The sequence below is a fragment of the Paracoccus aurantiacus genome (genome assembly GCF_007993065.1).
Lineage (GTDB): Bacteria > Pseudomonadota > Alphaproteobacteria > Rhodobacterales > Rhodobacteraceae > Paracoccus > Paracoccus aurantiacus.
Genome location: NZ_VOPL01000007.1, coordinates 148705 through 170925, shown reverse-complemented (window position 1 = coordinate 170925; position 22221 = coordinate 148705). Strand labels below are relative to the sequence as shown.

25 protein-coding genes and 1 tRNA gene are annotated in these 22221 nt (G+C 61.4%); 14 read left to right on the top strand and 12 right to left on the bottom strand.

Annotation, left to right across the window (positions count from 1 at the left end):
- Positions 1-310 precede the first annotated feature (310 nt).
- Entirely contained in the window at positions 311-622 is a 312-nt protein-coding gene (locus tag FQV27_RS15730; RefSeq protein ID WP_147100342.1) for a DMT family transporter, read from the bottom strand.
- Positions 623-856: 234 nt separating this feature from the next.
- Here FQV27_RS15730 and FQV27_RS15725 point away from each other — a divergent pair, with 234 nt between their 5' ends.
- Positions 857-1756, top strand: a complete 900-nt coding sequence (locus FQV27_RS15725) for a DMT family transporter (protein WP_222611712.1) — start codon at positions 857-859, stop codon at positions 1754-1756.
- Positions 1757-1823: 67 nt separating this feature from the next.
- Here the strand turns inward: FQV27_RS15725 and rpsI are convergent, their stop codons facing one another.
- Together rpsI and rplM are read right to left on the bottom strand one after the other, a co-directional pair.
- Positions 1824-2345: a 30S ribosomal protein S9 gene (rpsI, locus tag FQV27_RS15720; RefSeq protein WP_147100340.1), complete on the bottom strand. Its 522-nt coding sequence runs from the start codon at positions 2343-2345 to the stop codon at positions 1824-1826.
- Positions 2346-2347: 2 nt separating this feature from the next.
- Positions 2348-2812, bottom strand: coding sequence for a 50S ribosomal protein L13 (gene rplM / locus FQV27_RS15715; protein ID WP_147100338.1), 465 nt, complete (start codon positions 2810-2812; stop codon positions 2348-2350).
- Positions 2813-3052: 240 nt separating this feature from the next.
- Between rplM and FQV27_RS15710 the strand changes: the two genes are divergently transcribed.
- On the top strand, positions 3053-3736 hold the full coding sequence (locus FQV27_RS15710) for a hypothetical protein (protein WP_147100336.1): 684 nt from the start codon (positions 3053-3055) through the stop codon (positions 3734-3736).
- On the opposite strand, the gene FQV27_RS15705 is transcribed toward FQV27_RS15710, so the two are convergent.
- On the bottom strand, positions 3715-4134 hold the full coding sequence (locus tag FQV27_RS15705; RefSeq protein WP_147100334.1) for a PaaI family thioesterase: 420 nt from the start codon (positions 4132-4134) through the stop codon (positions 3715-3717). The two genes, FQV27_RS15710 and FQV27_RS15705, sit on opposite strands and share 22 nt — an antisense overlap.
- A gap of 59 nt (positions 4135-4193) precedes the next feature.
- Between FQV27_RS15705 and FQV27_RS15700 the strand changes: the two genes are divergently transcribed.
- On the top strand, positions 4194-5003 hold the full coding sequence (locus FQV27_RS15700) for an enoyl-CoA hydratase (protein ID WP_147100332.1): 810 nt from the start codon (positions 4194-4196) through the stop codon (positions 5001-5003).
- 7 nt (positions 5004-5010) lie between these two features.
- Here FQV27_RS15700 and FQV27_RS15695 read toward each other — a convergent pair whose 3' ends face one another.
- Positions 5011-5712, bottom strand: coding sequence for a rhomboid family intramembrane serine protease (locus FQV27_RS15695; RefSeq protein ID WP_147100330.1), 702 nt, complete (start codon positions 5710-5712; stop codon positions 5011-5013).
- 81 nt (positions 5713-5793) lie between these two features.
- Between FQV27_RS15695 and trpS the strand changes: the two genes are divergently transcribed.
- The 3 genes from trpS (at position 5794) to FQV27_RS15680 (ending at position 8969) form a co-directional block, all read left to right on the top strand.
- On the top strand, positions 5794-6813 hold the full coding sequence (gene trpS, locus FQV27_RS15690; RefSeq protein WP_147100328.1) for a tryptophan--tRNA ligase: 1020 nt from the start codon (positions 5794-5796) through the stop codon (positions 6811-6813).
- Positions 6814-7156: 343 nt separating this feature from the next.
- The gene (locus FQV27_RS15685) at positions 7157-7984 is read left to right on the top strand and encodes a DUF262 domain-containing protein (protein ID WP_147100326.1); all 828 of its coding nucleotides are present in this window, start codon (positions 7157-7159) and stop codon (positions 7982-7984) included.
- 346 nt (positions 7985-8330) lie between these two features.
- Positions 8331-8969 (top strand): HEPN domain-containing protein, encoded by a 639-nt coding sequence (locus tag FQV27_RS15680; protein WP_147100324.1) that lies wholly within the window; start codon positions 8331-8333, stop codon positions 8967-8969.
- 228 nt (positions 8970-9197) lie between these two features.
- Here FQV27_RS15680 and ggt read toward each other — a convergent pair whose 3' ends face one another.
- The 7 genes from ggt to FQV27_RS15645 form a co-directional block, all read right to left on the bottom strand.
- Positions 9198-10940, bottom strand: coding sequence for a gamma-glutamyltransferase (gene ggt / locus FQV27_RS15675; RefSeq protein ID WP_147100322.1), 1743 nt, complete (start codon positions 10938-10940; stop codon positions 9198-9200).
- A gap of 184 nt (positions 10941-11124) precedes the next feature.
- On the bottom strand, positions 11125-11874 hold the full coding sequence (locus FQV27_RS15670) for a DUF4167 domain-containing protein (RefSeq protein ID WP_147100320.1): 750 nt from the start codon (positions 11872-11874) through the stop codon (positions 11125-11127).
- Positions 11875-12102: 228 nt separating this feature from the next.
- Entirely contained in the window at positions 12103-12963 is an 861-nt protein-coding gene (gene prmC / locus FQV27_RS15665; RefSeq protein WP_246133131.1) for a peptide chain release factor N(5)-glutamine methyltransferase, read from the bottom strand.
- A complete protein-coding gene (gene prfA, locus FQV27_RS15660) occupies positions 12960-14012 on the bottom strand; it encodes a peptide chain release factor 1 (protein ID WP_147100317.1) in 1053 nt (350 codons plus the stop codon). Before prfA ends, prmC begins: the two co-directional genes overlap by 4 nt.
- Positions 14013-14062: 50 nt before the next feature.
- Complete coding sequence (locus tag FQV27_RS15655; RefSeq protein WP_186827326.1) at positions 14063-14440, bottom strand: DUF4345 domain-containing protein; 378 nt, start codon at positions 14438-14440, stop codon at positions 14063-14065.
- 34 nt (positions 14441-14474) lie between these two features.
- Positions 14475-15437: an agmatinase gene (gene speB / locus FQV27_RS15650; protein ID WP_147100312.1), complete on the bottom strand. Its 963-nt coding sequence runs from the start codon at positions 15435-15437 to the stop codon at positions 14475-14477.
- 145 nt (positions 15438-15582) lie between these two features.
- Positions 15583-16359 carry a YceI family protein gene (locus FQV27_RS15645; RefSeq protein WP_246133130.1) on the bottom strand — a complete coding sequence of 259 codons (777 nt, stop codon included), beginning with the start codon at positions 16357-16359 and terminating at the stop codon, positions 15583-15585.
- 225 nt (positions 16360-16584) lie between these two features.
- Here FQV27_RS15645 and rpsF point away from each other — a divergent pair, with 225 nt between their 5' ends.
- From rpsF to tig, 8 genes are all read left to right on the top strand, one after another.
- Positions 16585-16986 (top strand): 30S ribosomal protein S6, encoded by a 402-nt coding sequence (rpsF, locus tag FQV27_RS15640; RefSeq protein WP_147100310.1) that lies wholly within the window; start codon positions 16585-16587, stop codon positions 16984-16986.
- Positions 16987-16999: 13 nt separating this feature from the next.
- A complete protein-coding gene (gene rpsR / locus FQV27_RS15635; RefSeq protein WP_090520233.1) occupies positions 17000-17227 on the top strand; it encodes a 30S ribosomal protein S18 in 228 nt (75 codons plus the stop codon).
- 12 nt (positions 17228-17239) lie between these two features.
- Positions 17240-17845 (top strand): 50S ribosomal protein L9, encoded by a 606-nt coding sequence (gene rplI / locus FQV27_RS15630; protein ID WP_147100308.1) that lies wholly within the window; start codon positions 17240-17242, stop codon positions 17843-17845.
- 173 nt (positions 17846-18018) lie between these two features.
- Positions 18019-18747: a hypothetical protein gene (locus FQV27_RS15625; protein ID WP_147100306.1), complete on the top strand. Its 729-nt coding sequence runs from the start codon at positions 18019-18021 to the stop codon at positions 18745-18747.
- A gap of 8 nt (positions 18748-18755) precedes the next feature.
- On the top strand, positions 18756-19826 hold the full coding sequence (locus FQV27_RS15620; protein ID WP_147100304.1) for a YihY/virulence factor BrkB family protein: 1071 nt from the start codon (positions 18756-18758) through the stop codon (positions 19824-19826).
- Positions 19823-20632, top strand: a complete 810-nt coding sequence (locus FQV27_RS15615; RefSeq protein WP_147100302.1) for an NAD(P)H-hydrate dehydratase — start codon at positions 19823-19825, stop codon at positions 20630-20632. Before FQV27_RS15620 ends, FQV27_RS15615 begins: the two co-directional genes overlap by 4 nt.
- An 81-nt stretch (positions 20633-20713) precedes the next feature.
- Positions 20714-20798: transfer RNA gene (locus tag FQV27_RS15610), tRNA-Leu, on the top strand.
- A gap of 16 nt (positions 20799-20814) precedes the next feature.
- The gene (tig, locus tag FQV27_RS15605) at positions 20815-22149 is read left to right on the top strand and encodes a trigger factor (protein ID WP_147100300.1); all 1335 of its coding nucleotides are present in this window, start codon (positions 20815-20817) and stop codon (positions 22147-22149) included.
- Positions 22150-22221: the final 72 nt, after the last annotated feature.

Here is a 22221-nt window from a genome sequence, read left to right as displayed (position 1 = left end):
AACTTTTTCTTCCGCGACCCCTCAGAGCCCCAACCGAACCAGCGTCGCCGTCTCGGTGAGCGGCTATCTAGGCCCACCAAACAAAACGCGCAACCCAATTCGTAAAAGAAATAATACGAAAATCGTAAGTGGCTGATGTTACAGATAAAAATATACGGCCGCGGCTATGAATCGTCTGGAAGGGACGCGCCGCGTGGCGAAACGGGCAGGGAATCACGATGTGTCCACGACAGAATCGCACCTGATGGCGATGACTCGGTCGCGATTCTGTCGTGATTGCCCGGCCCGTTTGCCGAGCAGAGCGGGGTGTTCAGCTGAGTTTCATCAGGACAATCCCGCCGACGATCATCGCCGCCGCCGCGATTCGCATGACCGATGCGGCCTCGCCCAGAAGCGTGATTCCCAGAATGAACGCGCCGACAGATCCGATTCCGGTCCAGACGACATAGGCAGTACCAAGCGGCAGGACCTGCATCGCCCGCGCCAGAAGCCAGAAACTTGCGATCATCGCCGCCACGGTCACGGCACTGTAGCCCAAGCGGGTGAAGCCGTGCGACTGTTTCAGCGTATATGCCCAGACAACTTCGAGAAGGCCGGCGGTGATGAGTTGCAACCAGATCATGACTGTATCCTTTGCAGGCCGTCCTGAATGCTGCGCCACACTGGCCGGGGTCGTCCCCTTCCTCTGCAAGATACGCGATAGCGCGGCCCGAAAAAGATGTCTGCGCAAATTTGCGCCAATGGTTGCACGAGGGCAACCACCATGCCCGTTTTCTATGCACCGCCGCTGCATCTCGATCTTGCCGAGGCAAGGCAATCACGCTTGAACTGATTGCGTGGGATCAGGGGACCAAGCATGAACGATAAGGTCAGCGCGCCACCAATGACTGTCGGCGTCTTGTGGATGATCGGTAGCCTCGCCTCGTTCATCGCGATGGCCGTCGCGTCGCGAGAGCTTTCATCTAATCTTTCGACCTTTCAGATCCTGTTTTTCAGGTCTGTCGTCGGCGTCTTCGTGATCGCGGTTCTGGCGCGGCGTCTCTGGCCGGAAATGCGGCACCTGCGCAGCCTGCCGCTGAACGCGCTTCGCAACGTCGTCCACTTCAGTGCACAGTATTGCTGGACGCTTGGCGTGGCGCTGTTGCCGCTGACAGAGGTATTTGCGCTTGAATTCACGATGCCTGTCTGGGTCGCAATCTTCGCGTTCCTGATCCTGGGCGAGCCACTCACCAGACCGCGCATCGCGGCTATCGCCGTAAGCTTCCTTGGCGTGATGCTGATCCTGCGTCCCGGCGTCGAGGTTCTGGACCCGGCCTCGTTCATTGTGCTGCTTGCTGCCGCTGGCTATGGCATGTCTGCCGTGCTCGTGAAGCGATTGACACGCACGAATACGCCGGGCGTCATCGTGGCGTGGATGGTCCTGATGCAATTGCCGATGGGACTGGTGTTCGCAACGTTCGATTGGCGGCCGGTCGAGGCAGGAAACCTGCCGTGGATCATTCTCGCCGGGCTGTGCGGTCTGTCGGCACATTTCACCATGGCGCGCGCGTTCCAGACCCTTGACGTCTCTGTCGCTATTCCGATCGACTTCCTGCGCGTACCGCTGATCGCGATTGTGGGCTATCTGTTGTATGGCGAGACAGTCGGCCCGTGGCTTCTGGTCGGGGTCGCCATGATCCTGTCGGCGAATTACTTTGCCTTGCGGGCCGAGGGAAGGCGGGCGCGGCTGGCGAAAGCCGTATCCGGGCCGGGCTGAAACAACGATTGGAAATGAAAAACGCGGCCCGAATGGGCCGCGCATTGATCGTAGCTTGAGACGCGGATCAGCGCTTCGAGAACTGGAAGCTGCGGCGTGCCTTGGCCTTACCGTATTTCTTCCGTTCCACAACGCGGCTGTCGCGGGTCAGGAAGCCAGCGGCTTTCAGCGCGGCGCGCAGCGACGGCTCGTGCAGTTGCAGCGCCTTGGAAATGCCGTGCTTGACTGCACCGGCCTGACCCGACAGGCCACCACCGGTAACGGTTGCAACAACGTCATACTGACCAGCAACGCCCGCGATATCGAAAGGCTGACGCAGGATCATCTGCAACACCGGACGCGCAAAATATTCGTTCATCGGCTTGCCGTTGACGGTGATCTTGCCGGAACCGGCTTTCACCCAGACGCGGGCAACGGCGTCCTTGCGCTTGCCCGTGGCATAGGCGCGGCCGTGCTGGTCGCGAACCGGCTCGCGCGGGGCGGCGGGTGCGACAGCGGTGCCTGCGGTTTCAACGGCGGCACCTGCGGGTGCTGCGGTTTCCGTGACCACGTCTTTCAACTGGTCGAGGGATTTGATGTCTTCGGCCATGATTACGCGCTCCGGGTGTTCTTCTTGTTCAGGGACTTGACGTCCAGCACTTCAGGCTGCTGAGCCTCGTGCGGGTGCTCGGTCCCGGCATAGACGCGCAGATTGGACATCTGCTGCTTGCCCAGTTTGTTGCGCGAGATCATGCGTTCAACCGCCTTGATCACGACACGCTCGGGATGTGCGCCTTCCAGCACCTGACGCGCGGTCCGGTGCTTGATGCCGCCCGGATGGCCGGTGTGCCAGTAATATTTCTTGTCATCGCGCTTCGCGCCGGTCATCTGCACCTTGTCGGCGTTGATGATGATGACGTTATCACCCATGTCCATGTGCGGGGTGTAGGTCGGTTTGTGCTTGCCACGCAGACGCATGGCGACGAGGGAGGCGAGACGGCCCAGAACGACGCCCTCAGCGTCGATCAGGATCCACTTCTTCTCGATCTCCGCCGGTTTTGCGGTATAGGTCTTCATGTCGCTGCCCTTTTGGGGGTTCAATTTCGAGATGGCGGTGTATTGACGATTGCTGATCGCAGGTCAAGCGAGCTTTACATAAATTTATCATTCTAAATCAATAGTTTAATAAATAGGTATTTTAATACCTTCCCAAAACCCCGCCAGATACCTGCAAAATCCGGCCTTGCGGACAGGCTGCCCAGCCGAGTAGGCAGGGCTCTTGCGCCATTCCTGCGCGCAAAGCAACGAGTTGACGATATGAGTACCGACCAAGAAAGCCAGGTGACGCTGCACCAGCGAATGAACGCCGCGCCGATGCCACCAGCCACGACTATGCCCGCCATGGTGGCCGCCCCCGCAATCTCTCTTGCCGTGCTGATGATTGCAGCCACCGGAATCGCCGCTGGCAAATGGGACGCGGCGAGCGTGTTCCGCGACCCTGCGACACAGTTCGGATTTCCGATATATGGCGGCTTCGTTTCCGCGCTAGGATTTGCTGGGTGGATCGTCGCGGCAACCGCCGGCGGCATTGGTGCCGCCCTTCTGCCCCACCTGCGCCGCACGCTGCTGGCTGCCTTCATGCTGTCGATGATGCTGGGGATCGACGACCGCTTCATGCTGCACGAGGCATTGCTGCCCCGCATCGGCATCCCCGAGGAAGCTGTGCTGCTGATCTATGCCGTGCTCTGCCTTTGCGCAATGTGGCCCTTCAGGGCGGAACTGGTGCGGTTCCGAATGCCGCTTCTGGCAATCGCGCTTCTTCTGTTCGTGTTGTCTCTGGTGGTCGACGACCTGACCGAATACAGCAGCGCTTCCGCCCTCATGACCGAGGATATGGCAAAATTTGCTGGCATCGTCTTCTGGGCGACCCATTGGTGCCACTTCACGATCCTAGCCGTTCGGCGGCGCATGGCGGCGGCTCAGCGCGGCGGGATCGAATAAGTCATTGAGCAGCGCGCAACGGGCTTCTCCTGCCCGTCCGAAAAAATCATCGCTTCACCAACCGCCAGAACCCGGCCCAGCTTCAGCAGGCGGCAATGCGCAAGCAAGTCGCGCCCTGCTTCCGGCTTTCGCATGAAGTCGATGCTCGCATTCGTTGTAACCGCCAGCCCTACCGGGCCGATATTCGACAGGATCGCGGTATAGATCGCGACATCCGCCAGCGCGAACATTGATGGCCCGCTGACCGTCCCGCCGGGACGCAGATGGGACTCGCTCACGTGCAGCCTTGCGATCAGCAGTTCCTCATCCGCATGCTCTACCGCGAATTGCCCGGTCAATTGCGGGAAGTCCGTGCCGAGAAAGGCGTTCAGCGCCGCCGCATCCATTTTCAAAGCCATGCTTTCCCCTCGTTTCGCTTTGGGTCTATGCTGCGTCGAGCCTTGGGAGGAAAGCAACGATGTCCGATCTGATCTTACGCGACGACACCGGGCCGATCGTGCGGCTTGTGTTGAACAGCCCACAGAATTTTAACGCCCTCTCGGCAGAAATGATTGCGACGCTCTATACGACGCTCGCCACCGTCGCCAATGAAGAAGGGCCGCGCGTCATCATCATTGCCGCCGAAGGAAAGGCATTCTCGGCGGGTCATGATCTGCGACAGATGCAGGCCGCGCGGGCCAATATCGACGGCGGGCGCGCAGGCTTTGCGGCGCTTTTCGAAGGATGCAGCCAGCTCATGCAGCTGATTTCGACGCTTCCGCAGCCAGTCATCGCCGAGGTTCAGGGCATAGCGACCGCAGCGGGTTGCCAGCTTGTCGCGTCGTGCGACCTTGCCGTCGCGTCCGAGAAAGCGCGCTTTGGCGTCAACGGGATTGATGTCGGGCTGTTTTGCGCGACGCCTGCCGTGGCATTGTCCCGCGCCATACCGCGCAAGGCTGCGTTCGAGCTGCTCGTCACCGGCGACTTCATTTCGGCCGTCGAAGCCCAGCGGCTTGGCCTTGTGAACCGCGTTGTCGCGCCCGATTCGCTTGCGTCGGAAACCATGTCGCTTGCAAGAAAAATCGCGCAAAAGCTGCCTTCGGCCATCGCCATGGGCAAGCGCGGATTTTATGAACAGCTCGCCCATGATACCGCTGACGCCTACGAGGCCGCGGGCGATACGATGGTCGCAAACATGATGCTGTCCGACACGAATGAGGGGCTTAACGCATTCCTCGAAAAGCGCCGCCCCTCATGGGATGCGACAGAGCCTGAGGCAGCGGAATAAGGTTCGCTCAGCGTCGGCGCAGGGCCGCAACCGCCCTGCCCCAGCCGCCGGGGACCAGAACGAAGCACAGCAGGAAGCCCACGCAGAAACCGCCGACTTCGGCGATCCAGGAATAGCCTGAATTGCCGAAAGCGAGCCCGAAAACCAGCTGGAACAGCAGCAACATGCCGATAAGGGTGAAGGCGCGCATGCGGTTCGCGTGCTCCATCCCTAGCCTGACCCACAGCAGGAACGTGAAGCCGCCGACCAGGCCGTAAACCGCCGGATACCCCCCGATCAGAGGGCCAAGATCAACCCCGAGGATCAGGCCGAAAACGGTATAAATCACCGCCCCGCCGATCGCAGCGCCGAAAAACAGCGCCAGCAGCGCCCACGGCCGGAACTGCTCGGCAATCATTTTGCCAAGCGCCAGCGTAAAGACGATCACGAACAACGCGTGGGTCAATGATCCGTGGATGAACGGATAGGTCAGAACCCGCGCCGCCTGCCGCAGATCGAAAACACCTAACTGCCACATGCGCAGCGGAATCTGCGGGAAATAGGCCGCAAGCTGCATGGCGTTCAGGCGAAACCCGACACCCTGCGCGCCACCGAGGAACCCGACCGAGGCCAGCCCGAAAACGACCTCGGACGCGATCATCGGCAGCGCCAACGCCCAGACGACGGGCGGCAGCGCATTGATGGGCGATTCGTCATATCCGGGGCGCATGGCATTCTCCTACTCAGGGCGGTTGCGCCCGGTTCTGCGCAGGGTTAAGCCACCAGCACGGATTTTCCAAGCAGGCGCGACATGACCGAAGCCACAACTCAACGCATCTTTTCCGGCATCCAGCCTTCCGGGCACCTGACTCTCGGCAACTATCTGGGCGCGCTCAAGCGCTTTGTCGAACGTCAGGATGACGGGATTGAGACGGTCTATTGCCTTGTCGACATGCATGCGATCACCGTCTGGCAGGCGCCCGAAACCCTGCGCCAGCAGACGCGGGAAGCGGCGGCGGCCTTCATGGCGGCGGGGATCGACCCGGCGCGGTCGATCCTGTTCAACCAAAGCCAGGTCCCGGCCCATGCCGAACTGGCGTGGCTTCTGAATTGCGTGGCGCGGCTTGGCTGGATGAACCGGATGACGCAGTTCAAGGACAAGGCAGGCAAGAACAGCGAGAATGTGAGCCTTGGGCTTTACGCCTATCCGGCGCTGATGGCGGCGGACATTCTGGCCTATCACGCGACGCATATCCCGGTGGGCGAGGATCAGAAGCAGCATGTCGAGCTGACGCGGGACATTGCGGCGAAGTTCAATCACGACTATGGCGTTGATTTCTTTCCACTTCCTGAGCCGGTGATCGAAGGGCCCGCGACGCGGGTCATGTCGCTGCGGGACGGGTCGAAGAAGATGTCGAAGTCTGATCCCTCGGACGCGAGCCGGATCAACCTGACCGACGATGCCGACACCATCGCGCAGAAATTCCGCAAGGCGCGGACCGATGCAGAGCCCCTGCCCGGCAGCGCTGAGGGTCTGAAAGACCGGCCCGAGGCGCGGAATCTGGTCAATATCTATGCCGCGCTGTCAGGCGAGACACAAGATCAGGTGCTTTCGCAGTTCGAGGGCAAGGGCTTCGGCGACTTCAAACCGGCGCTTGCGGATGTGGCGGTATCGGTCCTTGGCCCCATCTCGACCCGGATGGGCGAGTATCTGGCGGACCCCGCCGAGATCGACCGCATCCTTGGCGAGGGGGCGGGCAAGGCCGAGGCGATCTCTGCCCCAATCGTCGCGAAGACGCGCGAGATCATGGGGATGATTTTGTCGCGGTAAGGGCCGCACACGGCGTACACCGCGCGTACACTGGGTGTGCACAGGTGGTGCATACGAATGTGGCTGGAGGAGATACTCTCGACCCGGCTTGCTTGCTCCGTCTTAGCGCAGTTTGCAAAGCGATCACATAAACGAGCAGGGGCCGACGTAACCAGCCCCGTGCCGACCTTCGCAGCTGGGTTTGTGGATGCCCGGTGTCGGCCGCGAAGGCGACGTTCGCGCATCGCGCAGTACACTTAGGAGAGTTGCCGGTCACAATGAACCCGTATAGCCTCATCCATGAGTTGCTCGGCCAGCGTCAGCCGCAAAATCGAACTCACCAACTTTCTTATGGGATGTAAAGATGGCCGACGAATCCGAACTTGACCTATGGAATGCCGAGTATGAAGATGAGGTCAAAATTGATGACTTGTCGTCAATTGTCGTGTACTCACGAGACTGGACCGTTGAAACAATAATTAGCCAAATTCAGCAAGGGAACATAGATCTGGATCCAGCATTCCAGCGCAGAAACGCATGGAATGATCATAAGAGAAGCAAGTTGATTGAATCTCTTATTTCCGGTCTTCCGGTTCCGCAAATTGTTCTTGCTGAAGATCAAGCTAAAAAGGGGTCATTTATCGTGATTGACGGCAAGCAGAGATTGCTTGCGATTTCCGGCTTCGTCGATCCTGATAAGTTCCCATACTGGAAATCAGACAAGCTAAAGGGGCTTACAACGCGTCCTGACCTTGACGGGGTAAACATGAGGGATCTTTCCTCACAAATTAATTATGAGACGGAGCATCGTCAGTTCCTGAATGCTGACATTCGATGCACAATAATAACTGGCTACAAATCTGAGCAAGTTCTTTACGATATTTTTTACCGCCTGAACTCAGCAAGCGTACCACTAAGCTCTCAAGAACTTAGGCAAGTCCTCAATAGAGGGGCGTTTTCGGAGTTGATTATGACTGAAACGAACCGAGTGATCCCACTCCACGAAGTGATGGGATTATCTGGTCCGGATCCGAGATTGCGAGATGCCGAAATTTTACTGCGCTACATTGCGCTTTGTACTCGCGGCAATGAGTATCGTGGAAATCTAAGTGCATTCCTCACTGACACACTAAGGTACGGCAATGAGAATTGGCCGCAGGAAGAAAAAAAAACTTCGAGACTTGGTCTCTGATTTCAATCAAGCAGTACAGTTAGTAATCGACATTTTCCCCGAAGGAAGGGCCGGTCGGAAGTTCGCAGGAGGGAAGTGGGAGTCTCGGTTCAATAGGGTGCTTCTCGAAGTCGAAGCCTACTATTTCTCTAGGATCGGGCGCGCTAAATTTGAAGGGCGAACCACAGATTTTTTGGTGGCGTTTGAGAAATTCTGCAATAGCAATGAAAGGTTTATGGATAGCATAGAGTCAACCACGAAAACAATAGATCGATACTACACACGTTTTTCGGAATTTCAGAAGTTCATAAATGGCTTCTTTGATATAAATATTGACGACATCCCTACGCCAGAACCGGTTCGATAGATGTCCGAGTTTGACGATCTATACGATGAACTTTCCGTTGAGCTGACCAACATAGAGCAGCGCTTTCTAGAAAGATATTTTCCCGTTGATCCGAGCCATACTCCTGATGTTTTCGAGTATGATGTTAAATCATACTGCATATTGTCACATGCAAGCTTCGAAGAATTTTTGGAAATGATGGCTGAGAAAATACTTTCGAAAGTAGAGTCTGAATTCTTATCCAGACAAATCTCTCTCGCAACAGCCTCCCTGCTATTGTCATATGCCACCAATTGGAGCCAGGGCGGAGAAAGCAATGCCTTCGATACTTGCTTTGATGCAGTAAGGAAGGCGATCAGCGATTGCAAGAGCAAGCATTCCGCCACCCTTAAAGATAATCACGGCTTTGCGTTGAAGTACATGCTCAAAGTCCTCAATCCCGTTGGAATAAATCCACCCAACGACAGCTTAAAATTAGATTCGGCCTCAAAACTGGCTAAGGCTCGCGGCTCTTTTGCTCATAGGAAGTCAAAGAACGCTATGTACGGCGAATATCGAAGCACAACTAGGCCATTGGCCCCAGAAGATGCGCGGAAAATTGTCGCTGATTGTCTGCAGATTTGCAGCGGAGTTCGAGACTCTGCGAATTCAAGATGGTAAGAAAGGCAAATTACTTGGTAATGAAGGCTAATTTATTCTATTGCGCCGTGCCTTCGAGCGTGTCTAATCTCCGCTCTCCAAAGTGTCTTGGCTTATGTCCACGTCGCCACGCGTCGCAGCCTTTCATCGAGGCGCGGCGAACTTCCCGCTTCCCGCCCGACCCCGCCATTGCGAATGAGTTTAGGTTAACTTGACGAGGGCCGGGTCTCCCCGGCCCCTCCCCACTCCTCAATACCCCACGGTCGCAGCCCCTGCCCGTCTCGGATCAGACGCGCCCAGCAGGAACCCCGTTTCCGGATCCTTCATCACCGACTGGGTCGAGCCCATCACCTCTTGAAGGGAAATCGTGTGGCCCTTGGCCTGCAATGCGCGTTGGGTGTCGAGGCTGATGCCCTCCTCGATCCGCAGCTCGTCCGGCAGCCATTGGTGGTGGATGCGGGCGGCGGTGCTGGCTTCGGCCACGTTCATGTCGTGGTCGATCATGTTCATGATGACCTGCAGGACCGTGGTGATGATGCGCGCGCCGCCGGGGGAGCCGGTGACCAGCCAGACCTCGCCATCCTTGTTGACGATGGTCGGGGTCATCGACGACAGGGGTCGCTTGCCGGCCTCGACCGCGTTGGCGTCACCGCCGATCAGACCGTAGGCGTTGGGGACGCCGGGCTTGGCGGAAAAGTCGTCCATTTCGTTGTTCATCAACACGCCAGTGCCGTCGGCGACAAGGCCCGATCCATAGCTGAAGTTGATCGTGTAAGTATTTGAAACGGCGTTACCATCCTTGTCAATGATCGAGAAATGCGTGGTCTGGTCGGATTCGTAGGGGGCGAGATCGGCGGGTTTGATCTGTTCGGACGGGGTCGCGAAGCTGGCGCTGATCTTGGCGCGCATATCGGCGGCGTAATCCTTGCTCATCAGCTGCGAAACGGGGACATCGACGAAATCGGGATCGCCCAGATATTCGCTGCGGTCGGCATAGGCGAGCTTCATCGCCTCGGCCATGAGGTGGATCGTCTCGGCCGAATTTTCGCCAAGCGCCCCGATGGGATAGCCTTCGAGGGTGTTCAGGATCTGGACAAGATGAACCCCGCCCGAGGATGGCGGCGGCATCGAGACGATTTCATAGCCGCGATAGGTGCCCTTCACGGGCTCGCGGTTGATCGCCTTGTAATTCGCCAGATCCTCGACGGTCATGTTGCCGCCGGCATCGGTCACGGATTTGGCGATCGCCTCGGCGACCGGGCCCTTGTAGAAGCCGTCAGGCCCCTGTTCGGCAATGGTTTTCAGCGTCGCGGCAAGATCGGCCTGCACGAAATTGTCGCCGGGGCGATAGAATTCGCCGCCGTCCTTGTAAAAGATCGCGGCGGCGGAAGGGTATTTCGTCAGCCGCTCTTGCGAGGCTTCAAGGCTGTCGGCGAGGTCGGGGGTGACGGTGATGCCTTCCTCGGCCAGACGGATCGCGGGGGCGATCACATCCGCCCACGACATGGAGCCGTATTCGTCAAGGGCCATCCTCATGCCCGCAACGGTGCCCGGCACGCCCGACGCCGCGCCGGAATAGCGCGACAATTCGCTGTCAGCTTCGCCCGCCGCGTCAAGGAACATGTCGCGGGTGGCACCGGCGGGGGCCATTTCGCGATAGTCGATGGCATGGGTTTCGCCGGTTTCGGCGTCATGGACCAGCATGAAGCCGCCGCCGCCCAGATTGCCGGCGCGCGGCAGCGTGACAGCAAGCGCGAAGGCCACGGCCACACCGGCATCGACGGCGTTGCCGCCAGCCGCGAGGATGTCGCGCCCGACTTCGGCGGCGACACGTTCCTGGGCCGAAACCATGCCGCTTTCCGCCCAGACCGGATGCACGCGGTCCATGCCCGAATAGATCGCCGCTTCCTGCGCGGCGGCAGGAAGTGCGGCACCGGTTGCGAGCGCAAGCGCGCCAAAGCCCGCCGCGCGAATTTTTTCCAACAGAATCATCGAAGACCCCTCCTTCACGATTGCTTGAAATCGGGTCCAGTCGAACGCCGATCCCGGCGGCGGTCAAGGCAAATTGCCCCAGGGTCACACAGCGGGGCAGATCTTCATCGCGATCAGGTGAAGGGCAAAAAGCAACGGGCCGCATCTGCGGCCCGTCATCGTCGTTCAGATTGAAGCCCTTCGATCAGGCGGGCTCAGTCCCGTCGGCTGCGGGCGCGGCGCCTTCCTGCGGCTCGGGCGCAGCTTTGCGGCGCGTGCGCGGTGCCGAAGCGGCACGGGGTGCTGCCGCTGCGCGCGGTGCGCGGGGACGGCGGGCCGGGGCCTTTTCTTCAGGCGTTTCGACCCGCACCTCGTCCGAAGTATCGTCAAGGTTCACCGGATCAGGCAGCCCGGCGGCATCGCTGTCCGACTGAAGCTGGCCCTGCGATTGTTGCTGGTTCTGGTTCTGGTTCTGGCGCGAGTTGCGACGCGCCGGGGCCGGGGCCTGTCCTTCGCCCTGTGACGGCTGGTCGGGCGCGCGCGACTGATCCGCGGCAGGTTGATTCTGCTGCCCATCATCGTCGCGGGGCTGGGCGTTATGGCCGTGGCTTCCCTGACCGCCAGAATTGTCGCGATCGTCGTCATAGCCGCGATTCTGATTCTGGTTCTGATTCTGGTGCTGCTGATGATTCTGCTGACGCTCTGCCTGCTCTCGCTGCGCTTCGCCCAGCATGCGGGTATAGTGTTCAGCGTGCTGCAGGAACGCCTGTTCCGCCACACGGTCGTTTGAAAGCTGCGCATCACGCGCAAGCGCAAGGTATTTGTCGATAATCTGCTGCGGCGTGCCGCGCACCTTGCCTTCCGGCCCGGAGGAATCGAACACGCGATTAACAATATTGCCAAGCGAACGCTGACGGTTCGACTTCGAACGCGAACGGGATTTCGATGATCTCATCTGTCTGACTTTATCCAGTCGTCTGGAATTGTTCCTCACCAGCGGTGTTTGCTTAGGCCTGTTGTGCGGCATCTTCCGCATCCAGACTTAGCGATGTCGTGGCTGGTCAATGCGGTGGAGCACGTCCACCTGCATCTGTTTCGAATAAGCACGGCTCAGGGACCGATACAAGAAAAAAATTGCGCGCTCCGGTCAATATCGCGCCAGATTCGGCAAAGAAAGGCCAATTCAGGTCGATTTTCCGCCGAATTGAGCGTGAATAACCCTATCGTGACCGTTCAGATCCTTGAGGGTCGCGACATCTGCGCCTGCGGACACAAAAATTGCCGTAACGTCATTCGCCTGCTGCCACCCGATCTCGGCCAGAAGATGGCCGCCGGGGGTCAGATGGGCCGCGGCATCCGCCGCAATCGCGCGATAGGCCGACAGACCGTCGCCGAAATCGGTCAGCGCGGAATGCGGTTCCCAATCGCGGACCTCTGGCTGAAGCCCGCCCATTTCCGACAGCGCGATATAGGGCGGGTTCGACACGATCAGGTCGAACCTGCCGGTCACACCGTCAAACCAGTCGGCTGCCGCGAAAGTGGCCTCGACGCCGATCCGCGCGGCATTGTCACGCGCAACGGCCAGTGCCGATGCTGACAGATCGGTTCCCATGCCCGTCGCGCCGGGGCGTTCGGCCAGAAGCGATATCAGGATCGCGCCGGTGCCGGTGCCAAGATCGAGAACCGAGCGCCAGCCGAGCTTCAGCGCCGCCTCGATCAGCGTTTCGGTATCGGGACGCGGGTCCAGCGTGTCGCCGGTCACGGCGAAATCATGGTTCCAGAAGGCGCGCCTGCCGATGATCTGGCTGATCGGCTGGCGCTTTTCGCGGGCGCTGACAAGCTGTTCATAGGCCGCGATCAGGTCAGGTTCGGCCCGGTCCATCAGGTGCTGCGCCATATGGTGATGCTTCACGCGGTTGCCAAGGGCCTGGTGCAGCGCATGCTGAAAAAGCGTCGAGGCGTCCAGCGCCGCGCTGTCGATGCCCGCCGCTTCGAACCGGGTCTGCGCGGCAAGACAAAGCTGCATCCCCGTGGGCGCGGTCATTCCTGCGCCGCCAGCTTCGCCGCCTGATCGTGCGCGGTCAGCGCGTCGATGATTTCGGTCAGATCGCCCTGCATCACCCGGTCGAGCGCGTAAAGCGTCAGATTGATACGGTGATCCGTCATCCGGCCCTGCGGGAAGTTATAGGTGCGGATGCGTTCAGACCGGTCGCCGCTGCCGACCTGCGACTTGCGGTCCGCGGCGCGTTCGCTGTCGGCGCGCTCACGCTCCATCTCGTAAAGGCGGGCGCGCAGAACGGACATGGCATTGGCGCGGTTCTGGTGCTGCGACTTCTCGCTACTGGTCACGACGATGCCGGTGGGCAAATGCGTGATCCTGACCGCCGAATCGGTCGTATTGACGTGCTGGCCGCCCGCACCCGAAGCGCGCATCGTGTCGATTCGGATATCGGTGGCGGGGATGTCGATATCCACCTCTTGCGCTTCGGGCAGAACCGCGACGGTCGCGGCGGATGTATGGATGCGCCCGCCCGATTCGGTTTCCGGCACCCGCTGCACCCGATGCACGCCGGATTCGTATTTGAGGCGCGCGAAGACGCCCTCGCCCTCGATCCGCGCGGTGGCTTCCTTGACGCCGCCCAGCTCTGTCTCGGTCAGATCGAGCATCTGGAACTGCCAGCCCTGCCCTTCGGCGTAACGGCGATACATGGACAGAAGGTCGCCCGCGAACAGCGAGGCTTCCTCGCCCCCGGTGCCGGGGCGGATTTCAAGGATCGCGGGGCGCGCATCGGCGGCGTCCCTGGGCAGAAGCGCAATGCGCAGCGCCTGCTCCAGTTCGGGCAGTTCCGCTTTCAGGCGCTGGATTTCTTCCTCGGCCAGTTCGCGCATGTCGGGATCGGCCAGCATGGTCTGCGCTTCGGCCAGACCGTCGCGGGCGCTGCGCCAGGTCGCGATCTGCGTCACCACGGGCTTCAGCTCCGCGTATTCGCGGCTGATGGCCGCGATTTCGTCCGGCGCGGGGCCGGCATTCAGCTTCGCTTCGAGAAACTCGAAGCGCTGGGTGATCTGGTGAAGGCGGTCTTCGGGCAGCATCCGCCGGAATTAGCGCCGCGCCGCCCGCCCGACAAGGCGCAATCCGGTGCTCAACCCGGATAGGCGCGCCGGTGCATCCAGATGAAAACCGGCGGCAAGACCAGTTCAACGACGGTCAGAAAGACGAAAAGTGCGTTTGGCCAGCCCACTGCCGCGACAGAGATCAGCCGCGCGATACCGCCCAGAAAGAACACCAGCAGCAAAGCCTGAAACAGTCTGCGGCGTTCGGAAAGGTCGCGCGACGCCCAGATCATCGCAGCGCCAAAGCCCAGAAACAGCGTGGCATAGAAGCGGTCCTCGCTGTCCATCGTCGCGTTGACGGGGACGGAGCCCGGGATCGACGCAGGACCGATGGCGATATGCGCCAGCGCGATCAGGCAGCAGACCGCACCGAAGATCGCCGACAGGGTGGACAGGGTCCGTGCCAAGGCTGCCTTCCTCTGGTTGCGAAGCAAGATCAGGCTAGGGCCGCCGCGTCCAGCCGTAAAGGCAGATCAGTTCCGTCGCCACATGCGCGCCGGCGATCGCGGTTGCGCCGGTGGTGTCATAGGGGGGCGAGACCTCGACCACATCGCCGCCCAGCAGGTTCACGCCCGCCAGCCCGCGCAGCAGCGCCGCCGCCTGCCAGCTTGCCAGCCCGCCCCAGACCGGCGTGCCGGTGCCGGGCGCGAAGGCCGGATCGAGCGCGTCGATGTCGAAGGTGATATAGACCGGGCGTTCGCCCACCACATCGCGGATACGCGACAGCGTGGCATCAATGCCGTCGCGATGGACGGACGGCGCATCAAGGATGGTCACGCCGAGCGTATCGGGATTCTCGGTCCTGATGCCGACGCTGACGCTGGCCGAGGGGTCCACGACGCCTTCGCGGATCGCCTTGTACAGAAAAGTGCCGTGGTCGATCCGGTCGGGGTCGTCATCGGCCCAGGTATCGGAATGGGCGTCAAACTGGATCAGCGCGACGGGACCGTGCCGGTCGGCATAGGCGCGCAGGATCGGCAGGGTGATGAAGTGGTCGCCGCCAAGCGTGATCGTGCCGACGCCCTGTTCCAGCAGACCGGCGATATGCGCCTTGATGCGGGCCGGCACCTCTCGGGTGTTGGCATAGTCGAAGGCCATGTCGCCCGCATCGGCGATGGCGAGTTCCGACAGCGGGTCGTAGCCCCAGCCATAGGGCGGGTCATAGGGTTGCAGCGTCGATGCCTCGCGGATCGCGCGCGGCCCGAAGCGGGTGCCGGGGCGATGCGTCACGGCCTGATCGAAGGGAATGCCCGTCACCGCGAGGTCGAAGCCGGCCAGATCCTTCGTATAGCGGCGGCGCAGAAAGCTGGTCGCGCCGCCAAAGGCGTTTTCGAAACTGAGCCCGCGCGGATCGTCGCGTGTGAAGGCCTGATCGACCTGGGTTTTTGCGTCTTCCAGTGCCATCGCCATACCTCTGCTGCCTCTCGCAACTGAATATCACGCCGGAACGGAAATAGGAGGCGCTGCGCGACAGACAGTCGAACGAAAAACAGGGGCCGCACGACGCGGCCCCCCCAACTTCATGAAATCATTCGCCACCAGACCGGGATCAGCCGTCTTTCTTGGCCTCGACATTGATCTCGAACTCGACTTCGTCACTTACCGCGGGCGCAAAAGCGCCGAGGTTGAAGTCCGAACGCAGAATCTCGGCCTCGGCGCTGAATCCCACGGTTTCAGCCTGAGTCATCGGGTCGAGCCCGGCGCCTTCAAATTCGACCTCCAGCACGACAGGCTTCGTGACGCCGTTCAGTGTCAGATCGCCGGTAACGCGGGCCTCATTATCGCCATCCGCCTCGACGCTGGTCGAAGTAAAGGTGACGACCGGGACATCGCCTGACACGTTGAAGAAATCCGGTCCCATCACATGCTGATCCAGTTCCGCATCAATCGTGCGCAGCGCATCCAGCGGGAAAGAGGCCTCGACAGTCGCGGATGCGATGTCGGCAGGATCAAGCGTGATCGTGCCCTCGACGCCATTGACGAAGCCGTGCGAGGTCGAAAAGCCCATGTGATTATAGGAATAGACGATCTGGCTATGCGCGGGATCGAAAGCATAAGTGCCGGCCGTGGGCACCGTGTCGTCATTGCCCGGACGCTGCATCGGATCGCCGGCGCCATCTGCCGGTGCGGATCCCGCGGCAGGGGCCGACGCGTCGGGCGCGGGTGCATCTGTCGTCGCGGCCTCGTCCGCCGGGGCTTCGGTCGCCGTCGCATCTTCGGTCGCGGCATCCTGCGTTGCGGCGTCCTGAGCAAATGCAGGCGCGCCAAGGCCGCTGGCCAGAATCAGTGCGAACAGCGATGTGGTGCGTGACAATGAACAGCTCATCGAAAACTCCTTCTCGTTGCGGGTTGAACACGCCCCTTGGGGCAGAGTTCCATTTCCCGTCATATCCATGAACGCTGCATCTCCCCGGCGAATCACCTTGCATCGCCGTATTTCCCCGCTATAAGACCGCATCCTTCCGCAATCGCGAAACCGGCAAGCCTCTCGTGGCGGGGCGCGGAAGGGGTGTTCCGCCGTTGAAGCTGCCCTGAAACTGAAAGGTCTGACATGCCGCTTTACGAGCATGTGATGATCGCCCGCCAGGACCTGTCGAACACGCAGGCCGAAGGGCTGATCGAACATTTTTCCACCGTGCTGGCCGATAATGGCGGCAAGGTGATCGACAGCGAATACTGGGGTGTCCGCACCCTCGCCTACAAGATCAACAAGAACCGCAAGGGCCATTACGCCTACCTGCGCACCGACGCACCGTCGGCCGCCGTGCAGGAGATGGAGCGTCTGGCACGCCTGCATGACGACGTGATGCGCGTCATGTCGATCAAGGTCGACGCGCATGAGGAAGGCCCGTCGGTCCAGATGCAGAAGCGCGAAGAGCGTGGTGAGCGCGGCGACCGTGGTGATCGTGGCGACCGTGGCGAGCGCCGCGAGCGCCGTGACCGCGACAACTGAGGAGATCTGAGCAATGGCGAACAAACCGTTTTTCCGTCGTCGCAAGGTCGATCCGTTCGGTGGCGACAACGCCCCGAAAATCGACTATAAAGACACCCGTCTGCTGCAGCGTTACATCAGCGAGCGCGGCAAGATCGTGCCCTCGCGCATCACCGCCGTTTCGGCCAAGAACCAGCGCAAACTGGCCCAGGCCATCAAGCGCGCGCGTTTCCTGGCGCTGCTGCCCTACGTCGTGAAATAAGGAGGAAGACCGATGCAAGTCATCCTGCTGGAACGTGTGGCCAAGCTGGGCGCCATGGGCGAAGTGGTGAAGGTCAAGGAAGGTTACGCCCGTAACTTCCTGCTGCCGCAAGGCAAGGCGCTGCGCGCCTCTGACGCCAATATCGCACAGTTCGAGGCCCAGAAAGCCGCTCTCGTCGCGAAGAACGACGAATCGAAGGCCGAAGCACAGAAGCTGGCCGACAAGATCGATGGCGAAACCTTCGTCATCATCCGCTCGGCATCGGATGCCGGCGCGCTTTACGGTTCGGTCACCCCGCGTGACGCAGCCGACGCCGCCGCCGAGGCCGGTCACGAGATCGACCGCAAGCAGATCGTTCTGGGCGCGCCGATCAAGGAACTTGGCCTGCACAAGATCCAGGTCGTTCTGCACCCGGAAGTCGAAGCGGAAATCACCCTGAACGTCGCGCGTTCGACCGAAGAAGCCGAACTGCAGGCCTCGGGCAAGTCGATCCAGGATCTGGCAGCGGAAGAAGATGCCGCCGCCGAATTCGAGATTGCCGAGCTGTTCGACGATATCGGCTCCGCCTCGCGCGATGACGAGGGCGAAGGCGAAAGCGAAGCCCGCGCGGAACAGTAATCCGCAAACGCTTTTCTGACTTGGGCCGCGCCGGGAAACTGGCGCGGCCTTTTGCGTTGCATCTGCGCTGACCGATTTCAGGGGAAATGTTGCCCGGTGAACCTTTGTCAAACGGAACGAATCCCGCCCTCGTTTCGTTTTGACGCTGAACCGATTGCATAAGGAAATGGTCCATGTCGCGATTTGCTGACGTCACCACCGACACCCCTCATGGCCCTCGCCCCGTTCCGCGCGGGCATGTTTCCGACGACGATCACCGCGTCTATGACGGTCTGCCGCGCAGCACCCGCAGCCCATCGTCGCGCTGGCTGGTCTGGGGCGGCGTCGGCATTGCCGCTGCGGCCACCACGGCGTTCAGCATCATGGCCACGCGCGCGGTCGTTCACGCAATCGCCGGCGATGACGAAGACCGCCCGCATCCGCGCCCCCATTCCGGCAGCGTCGCTGGCCCGCGCATGGCGCCGCGCTATGCCGCGATGTCGCCCGAGGATCGCGCACGGGTCCGCGCGCGCGCCCGCGCCGATATGGACGATTTCGACGAGCGCGCCGAAAAGGTCCGCCGCGCGGCCCTGAAGAAGCGTCGCCAGCAGCGCAGCGCCGCCCGGCGGTCCGAGGCAAATGACGGGCCGGGTTTCTTCGACAACCTCAGCAGCAACGCAACCAAGCTTGCGACGAATATCGGCGGGCTGATTACGGCGGCCAATGCGGCGGTCGAAGGGTTCCAGCAGGTTTCGGGTCGCGCCGATGGGATCGTGCGCGATTTCACGCAGGCCGCTGACCGGCTGCGCGGCTATCTCGACACACGCAGCAGCGATGCGCGCGATGACAATGCGCCCGAGCCTCGGGCCAGAGATGAGCGCACGGCCTCGCAGGGTGACGTCAAACGCAACCACAATCTGTAGGCTCAGCCGTGCCAAGGCCAGCCGATCGCAGTGTCTCTGACGCACTGTTCGGGCCACTGCCCGAGGCCGAGCGCCGCCGCATCTATGGCGACGGCGGCGGCCGCAGCGCATCACCTGCAACGCAAACCGGCCAGGACGGACCGGACGTTGCGGGAAAGGGCCGTCCCGGCAAGGAAAACCTGCCAAGCCCGCGCGAGAACGCGCCTGAATCGCCCTGGGGCCTGCGGCCGCGCGAATGGTGGGGCGTCCTGAAGGATACGGTGGCCGAAATCGGTCAGGACAGGGTCACGTCCGTGGCCGGAGGCGTTACCTTTTTCGGGCTGCTCGCGTTGTTTCCCGCGATCACGGCGCTGGTTTCCATCTTCGGGCTGGTGGCCGATCCGACACTGATCGAAAGCCAGCTTGAAAAGCTGGGCGGCTTCATTCCGCCATCCGCACTGGACATCATCAGCGGCCAGGTCGAGGCAATCGTGAAGGCGCCCGGCGCCGCCCTGTCCTTTGCCGGGATCGCCGGGCTTCTGGCGACGCTTTGGTCCGCAAACGGCGGGATGAAGGCGCTGATGGACGCGCTGAACGTCGCGCAGTTTCAGCGTGAAAGCCGGGGGTTCATCAAGCTCAACATCGTTTCGCTGCTGCTGACGCTGGGGGCGATGGTGCTTCTGATCCTGCTGATCGCGGCCATTGCGGTCCTGCCGGCGGTGCTGGCATGGCTGCCGCTGCCGGAAAGCACGAAAGACATGCTGACCTCGATCCGCTGGCCGATCATGTTCGCGGTGCTGCTGCTGGCGATCTCGGCGCTGTATCGCTGGGGGCCAAGCCGCCATGATGCGCATTTCAGCTGGATTTCGCCCGGCGCATTGCTGGCGGCAATCGGGCTGGTCGGAACGTCGGCGCTGTTTTCGTGGTATGCGGGCAACTTCGCCAATTACAACGAGACTTACGGCACGCTCGGTGCGGCGGTCGTGCTGATGATGTGGCTGTGGATCTCGGCCATCGTGGTCATGGTCGGGGCAGAGCTTAACGGCGTTCTCGAATCGCATCTGCGGGCGCTCAGCGGCCAAGCGCAGAAGCCGGAATGAGCGGCGCGCAGCCTGCGGCGGCGCGGCTGCTGAAGGCGGGCGGCCACAAATACGATCATGGTCATGTGCTGGTCGTCGCCGGTGGGCCGGGTCACGGTGGGGCCGCCCGTCTGGCAGCGCGCGCTGCGCTGCGGATCGGGGCGGGTCTGGTGACGCTGGCACCGCCCGCCAGCGCCATGCCTGACCATTCGGGCATGCCGGATGCCCTGATGCGCATTCCCGTCGACGACCCCGCGGCATTGGCCGATGCCCTTCGCGCAAGGCGGATCACGGCGATTTGCCTTGGACCGGGCTGCGGGGTTGCGCGGGCGGCATCGCTGTTGCCGGTGGCGCTTGGTGCCGGGCTGCCCTGCGTGCTGGACGCGGATGCGCTGACGGCGCTTGCGGACAGCGCGGCTGCGCCGGGGCCGGATGTCGTGATGACGCCCCATGGCGGCGAATTCGCGCGCATGTTTCCCGATCTTGGCAGCTTGCTTTCGGATCAGGCACGCGTTGAAGCTGCCCGGACCGCCGCAGGCCAGACCGGGTCGGTCATGCTGCTGAAGGGGCCCAGGACGGTGATCGCCGCATCCGATGGGGAAACCCGCGTGAATGACGCGACCGACGCGCCCTGGCTTGCGACCGCCGGGTCTGGCGACGTGCTGGCGGGGATGATCGCCGGTCTGCTGGCGCGTGGCCTCACGCCCCTTGATGCCGCGACCGACGCGGCCCATATCCACGCCGAATGCGCGCGCCGCTTCGGGCCGGGACTGATCGCCGACGATCTTCCCGAACTGATCCCGGCCGTTCTGCGCGGGATCGCTTGATTTTTCCCCTCGCGCATGGGCGAACGCTTTGCTAGAACGGCGCGGATTTTCGTGGCGGGCCCTGGCCCGCTGCATGACATTGCGGGTGTGGCGAAATTGGTAGACGCACCAGATTTAGGTTCTGGCGCCGCAAGGCGTGGGGGTTCAAGTCCCTCCACCCGCACCATGACGAAGGATAGGACATGCAGGTCACAGAGACCCAGAACGAAGGCCTCAAGCGCGGCTACACGATGACGCTTCCCGCAGCCGATCTGGCCGCGATGGTCGATCAGAAGCTGAAAGAAGCCCAGCCGGAAGTCGAAATGAAAGGCTTCCGCAAGGGCAAGGTGCCGATGGCGATGCTGAAAAAGCAGTTCGGCCCGCGCATCTTGGGTGACGCGATGCAGGATTCTGTCGATGGCGCGCTGCGCGAGCATCTGGAAAGCACCGGCGACCGTCCCGCCGTGCAGCCCAAGATCGAAATGCAGAACGGCGAGGAGTGGAAAGAGGGCGACGATGTCGTCGTCAACGTGTCCTACGAGGTTCTGCCGACGATCCCGGAAGTCGATCTGGGCAAGCTGGATCTGGAGCGGCTTGTCGTGAAGGCCGAAGATGCCGCCGTCACCGAAGCGCTGGATAATCTTGCGAAGAACGCCAAGTCCTATGAGGACAAGAAAAAAGGCTCGAAAGCCGCGAAGGACGATCAGATCGTGATCGACTTCAAGGGCTCGGTCGATGGCGAGCTGTTCGAAGGCGGTTCGGCCGAGGATTACCCGCTGGTTCTGGGTTCGGGAAGCTTCATCCCCGGCTTCGAGGATCAGCTGACCGGCGCCAAGGCCGGCGACGAGGTCGAGGTCAAGGTCCAGTTCCCCGCCGATTACGGCCATGAAGCGCTGGCGGGCAAGGACGCGGTTTTCGCGACCACCGTCAAGGCGGTCAAGAAGCCGGTCGACGCCAAGCTGGATGACGAGTTGGCCAAGCGCTTCGGCGCCGAGTCGCTCGACAAGCTGAAAGAGCAGATCGCCGAGCGTCTGGAGGCCGAATATACCGGCGCCAGCCGCGCCGTCATGAAGCGCGCCCTGCTGGACCAGCTGGACAATCAGGTCAAGTTCGATCTGCCGGAGGTCCTGGTCGAGGCCGAGGCCGGCCAGATCGCGCACCAGCTTTACCACGAAGAACACCCGGACGATCATGGCCACAGCCATGGCGAGATCGAGCCGACGGACGAGCACAAGAAGCTGGCCGAACGCCGCGTTCGCCTTGGCCTGCTGCTGGCCGAGATCGGTCAGAAGGCCGAGGTAAAGGTTTCGGATCAGGAATTCACGCAGGCTGTCATGATGCAGGCGCGTCAGTTCCCCGGCCAGGAGCGTCAGTTCTTCGAATATATCCAGCAGAACCCGCAGGCGCAGCAGCAGCTTCGCGCGCCGATCTTCGAGGATAAGGTCGTCGATCACATCGCCGAACAGGCGAAGGTGAAGGACAAGGAAGTCTCGAAGGAAGATCTGGAAAAGGCCGTCGAAGCGCTCGACGAGCTTTGATCCCAGCTTGAAGTTTCAGACGAAAGCCGCGACCCTTGGGCCGCGGCTTTTTTGCATGAAAAGCCCGACGGC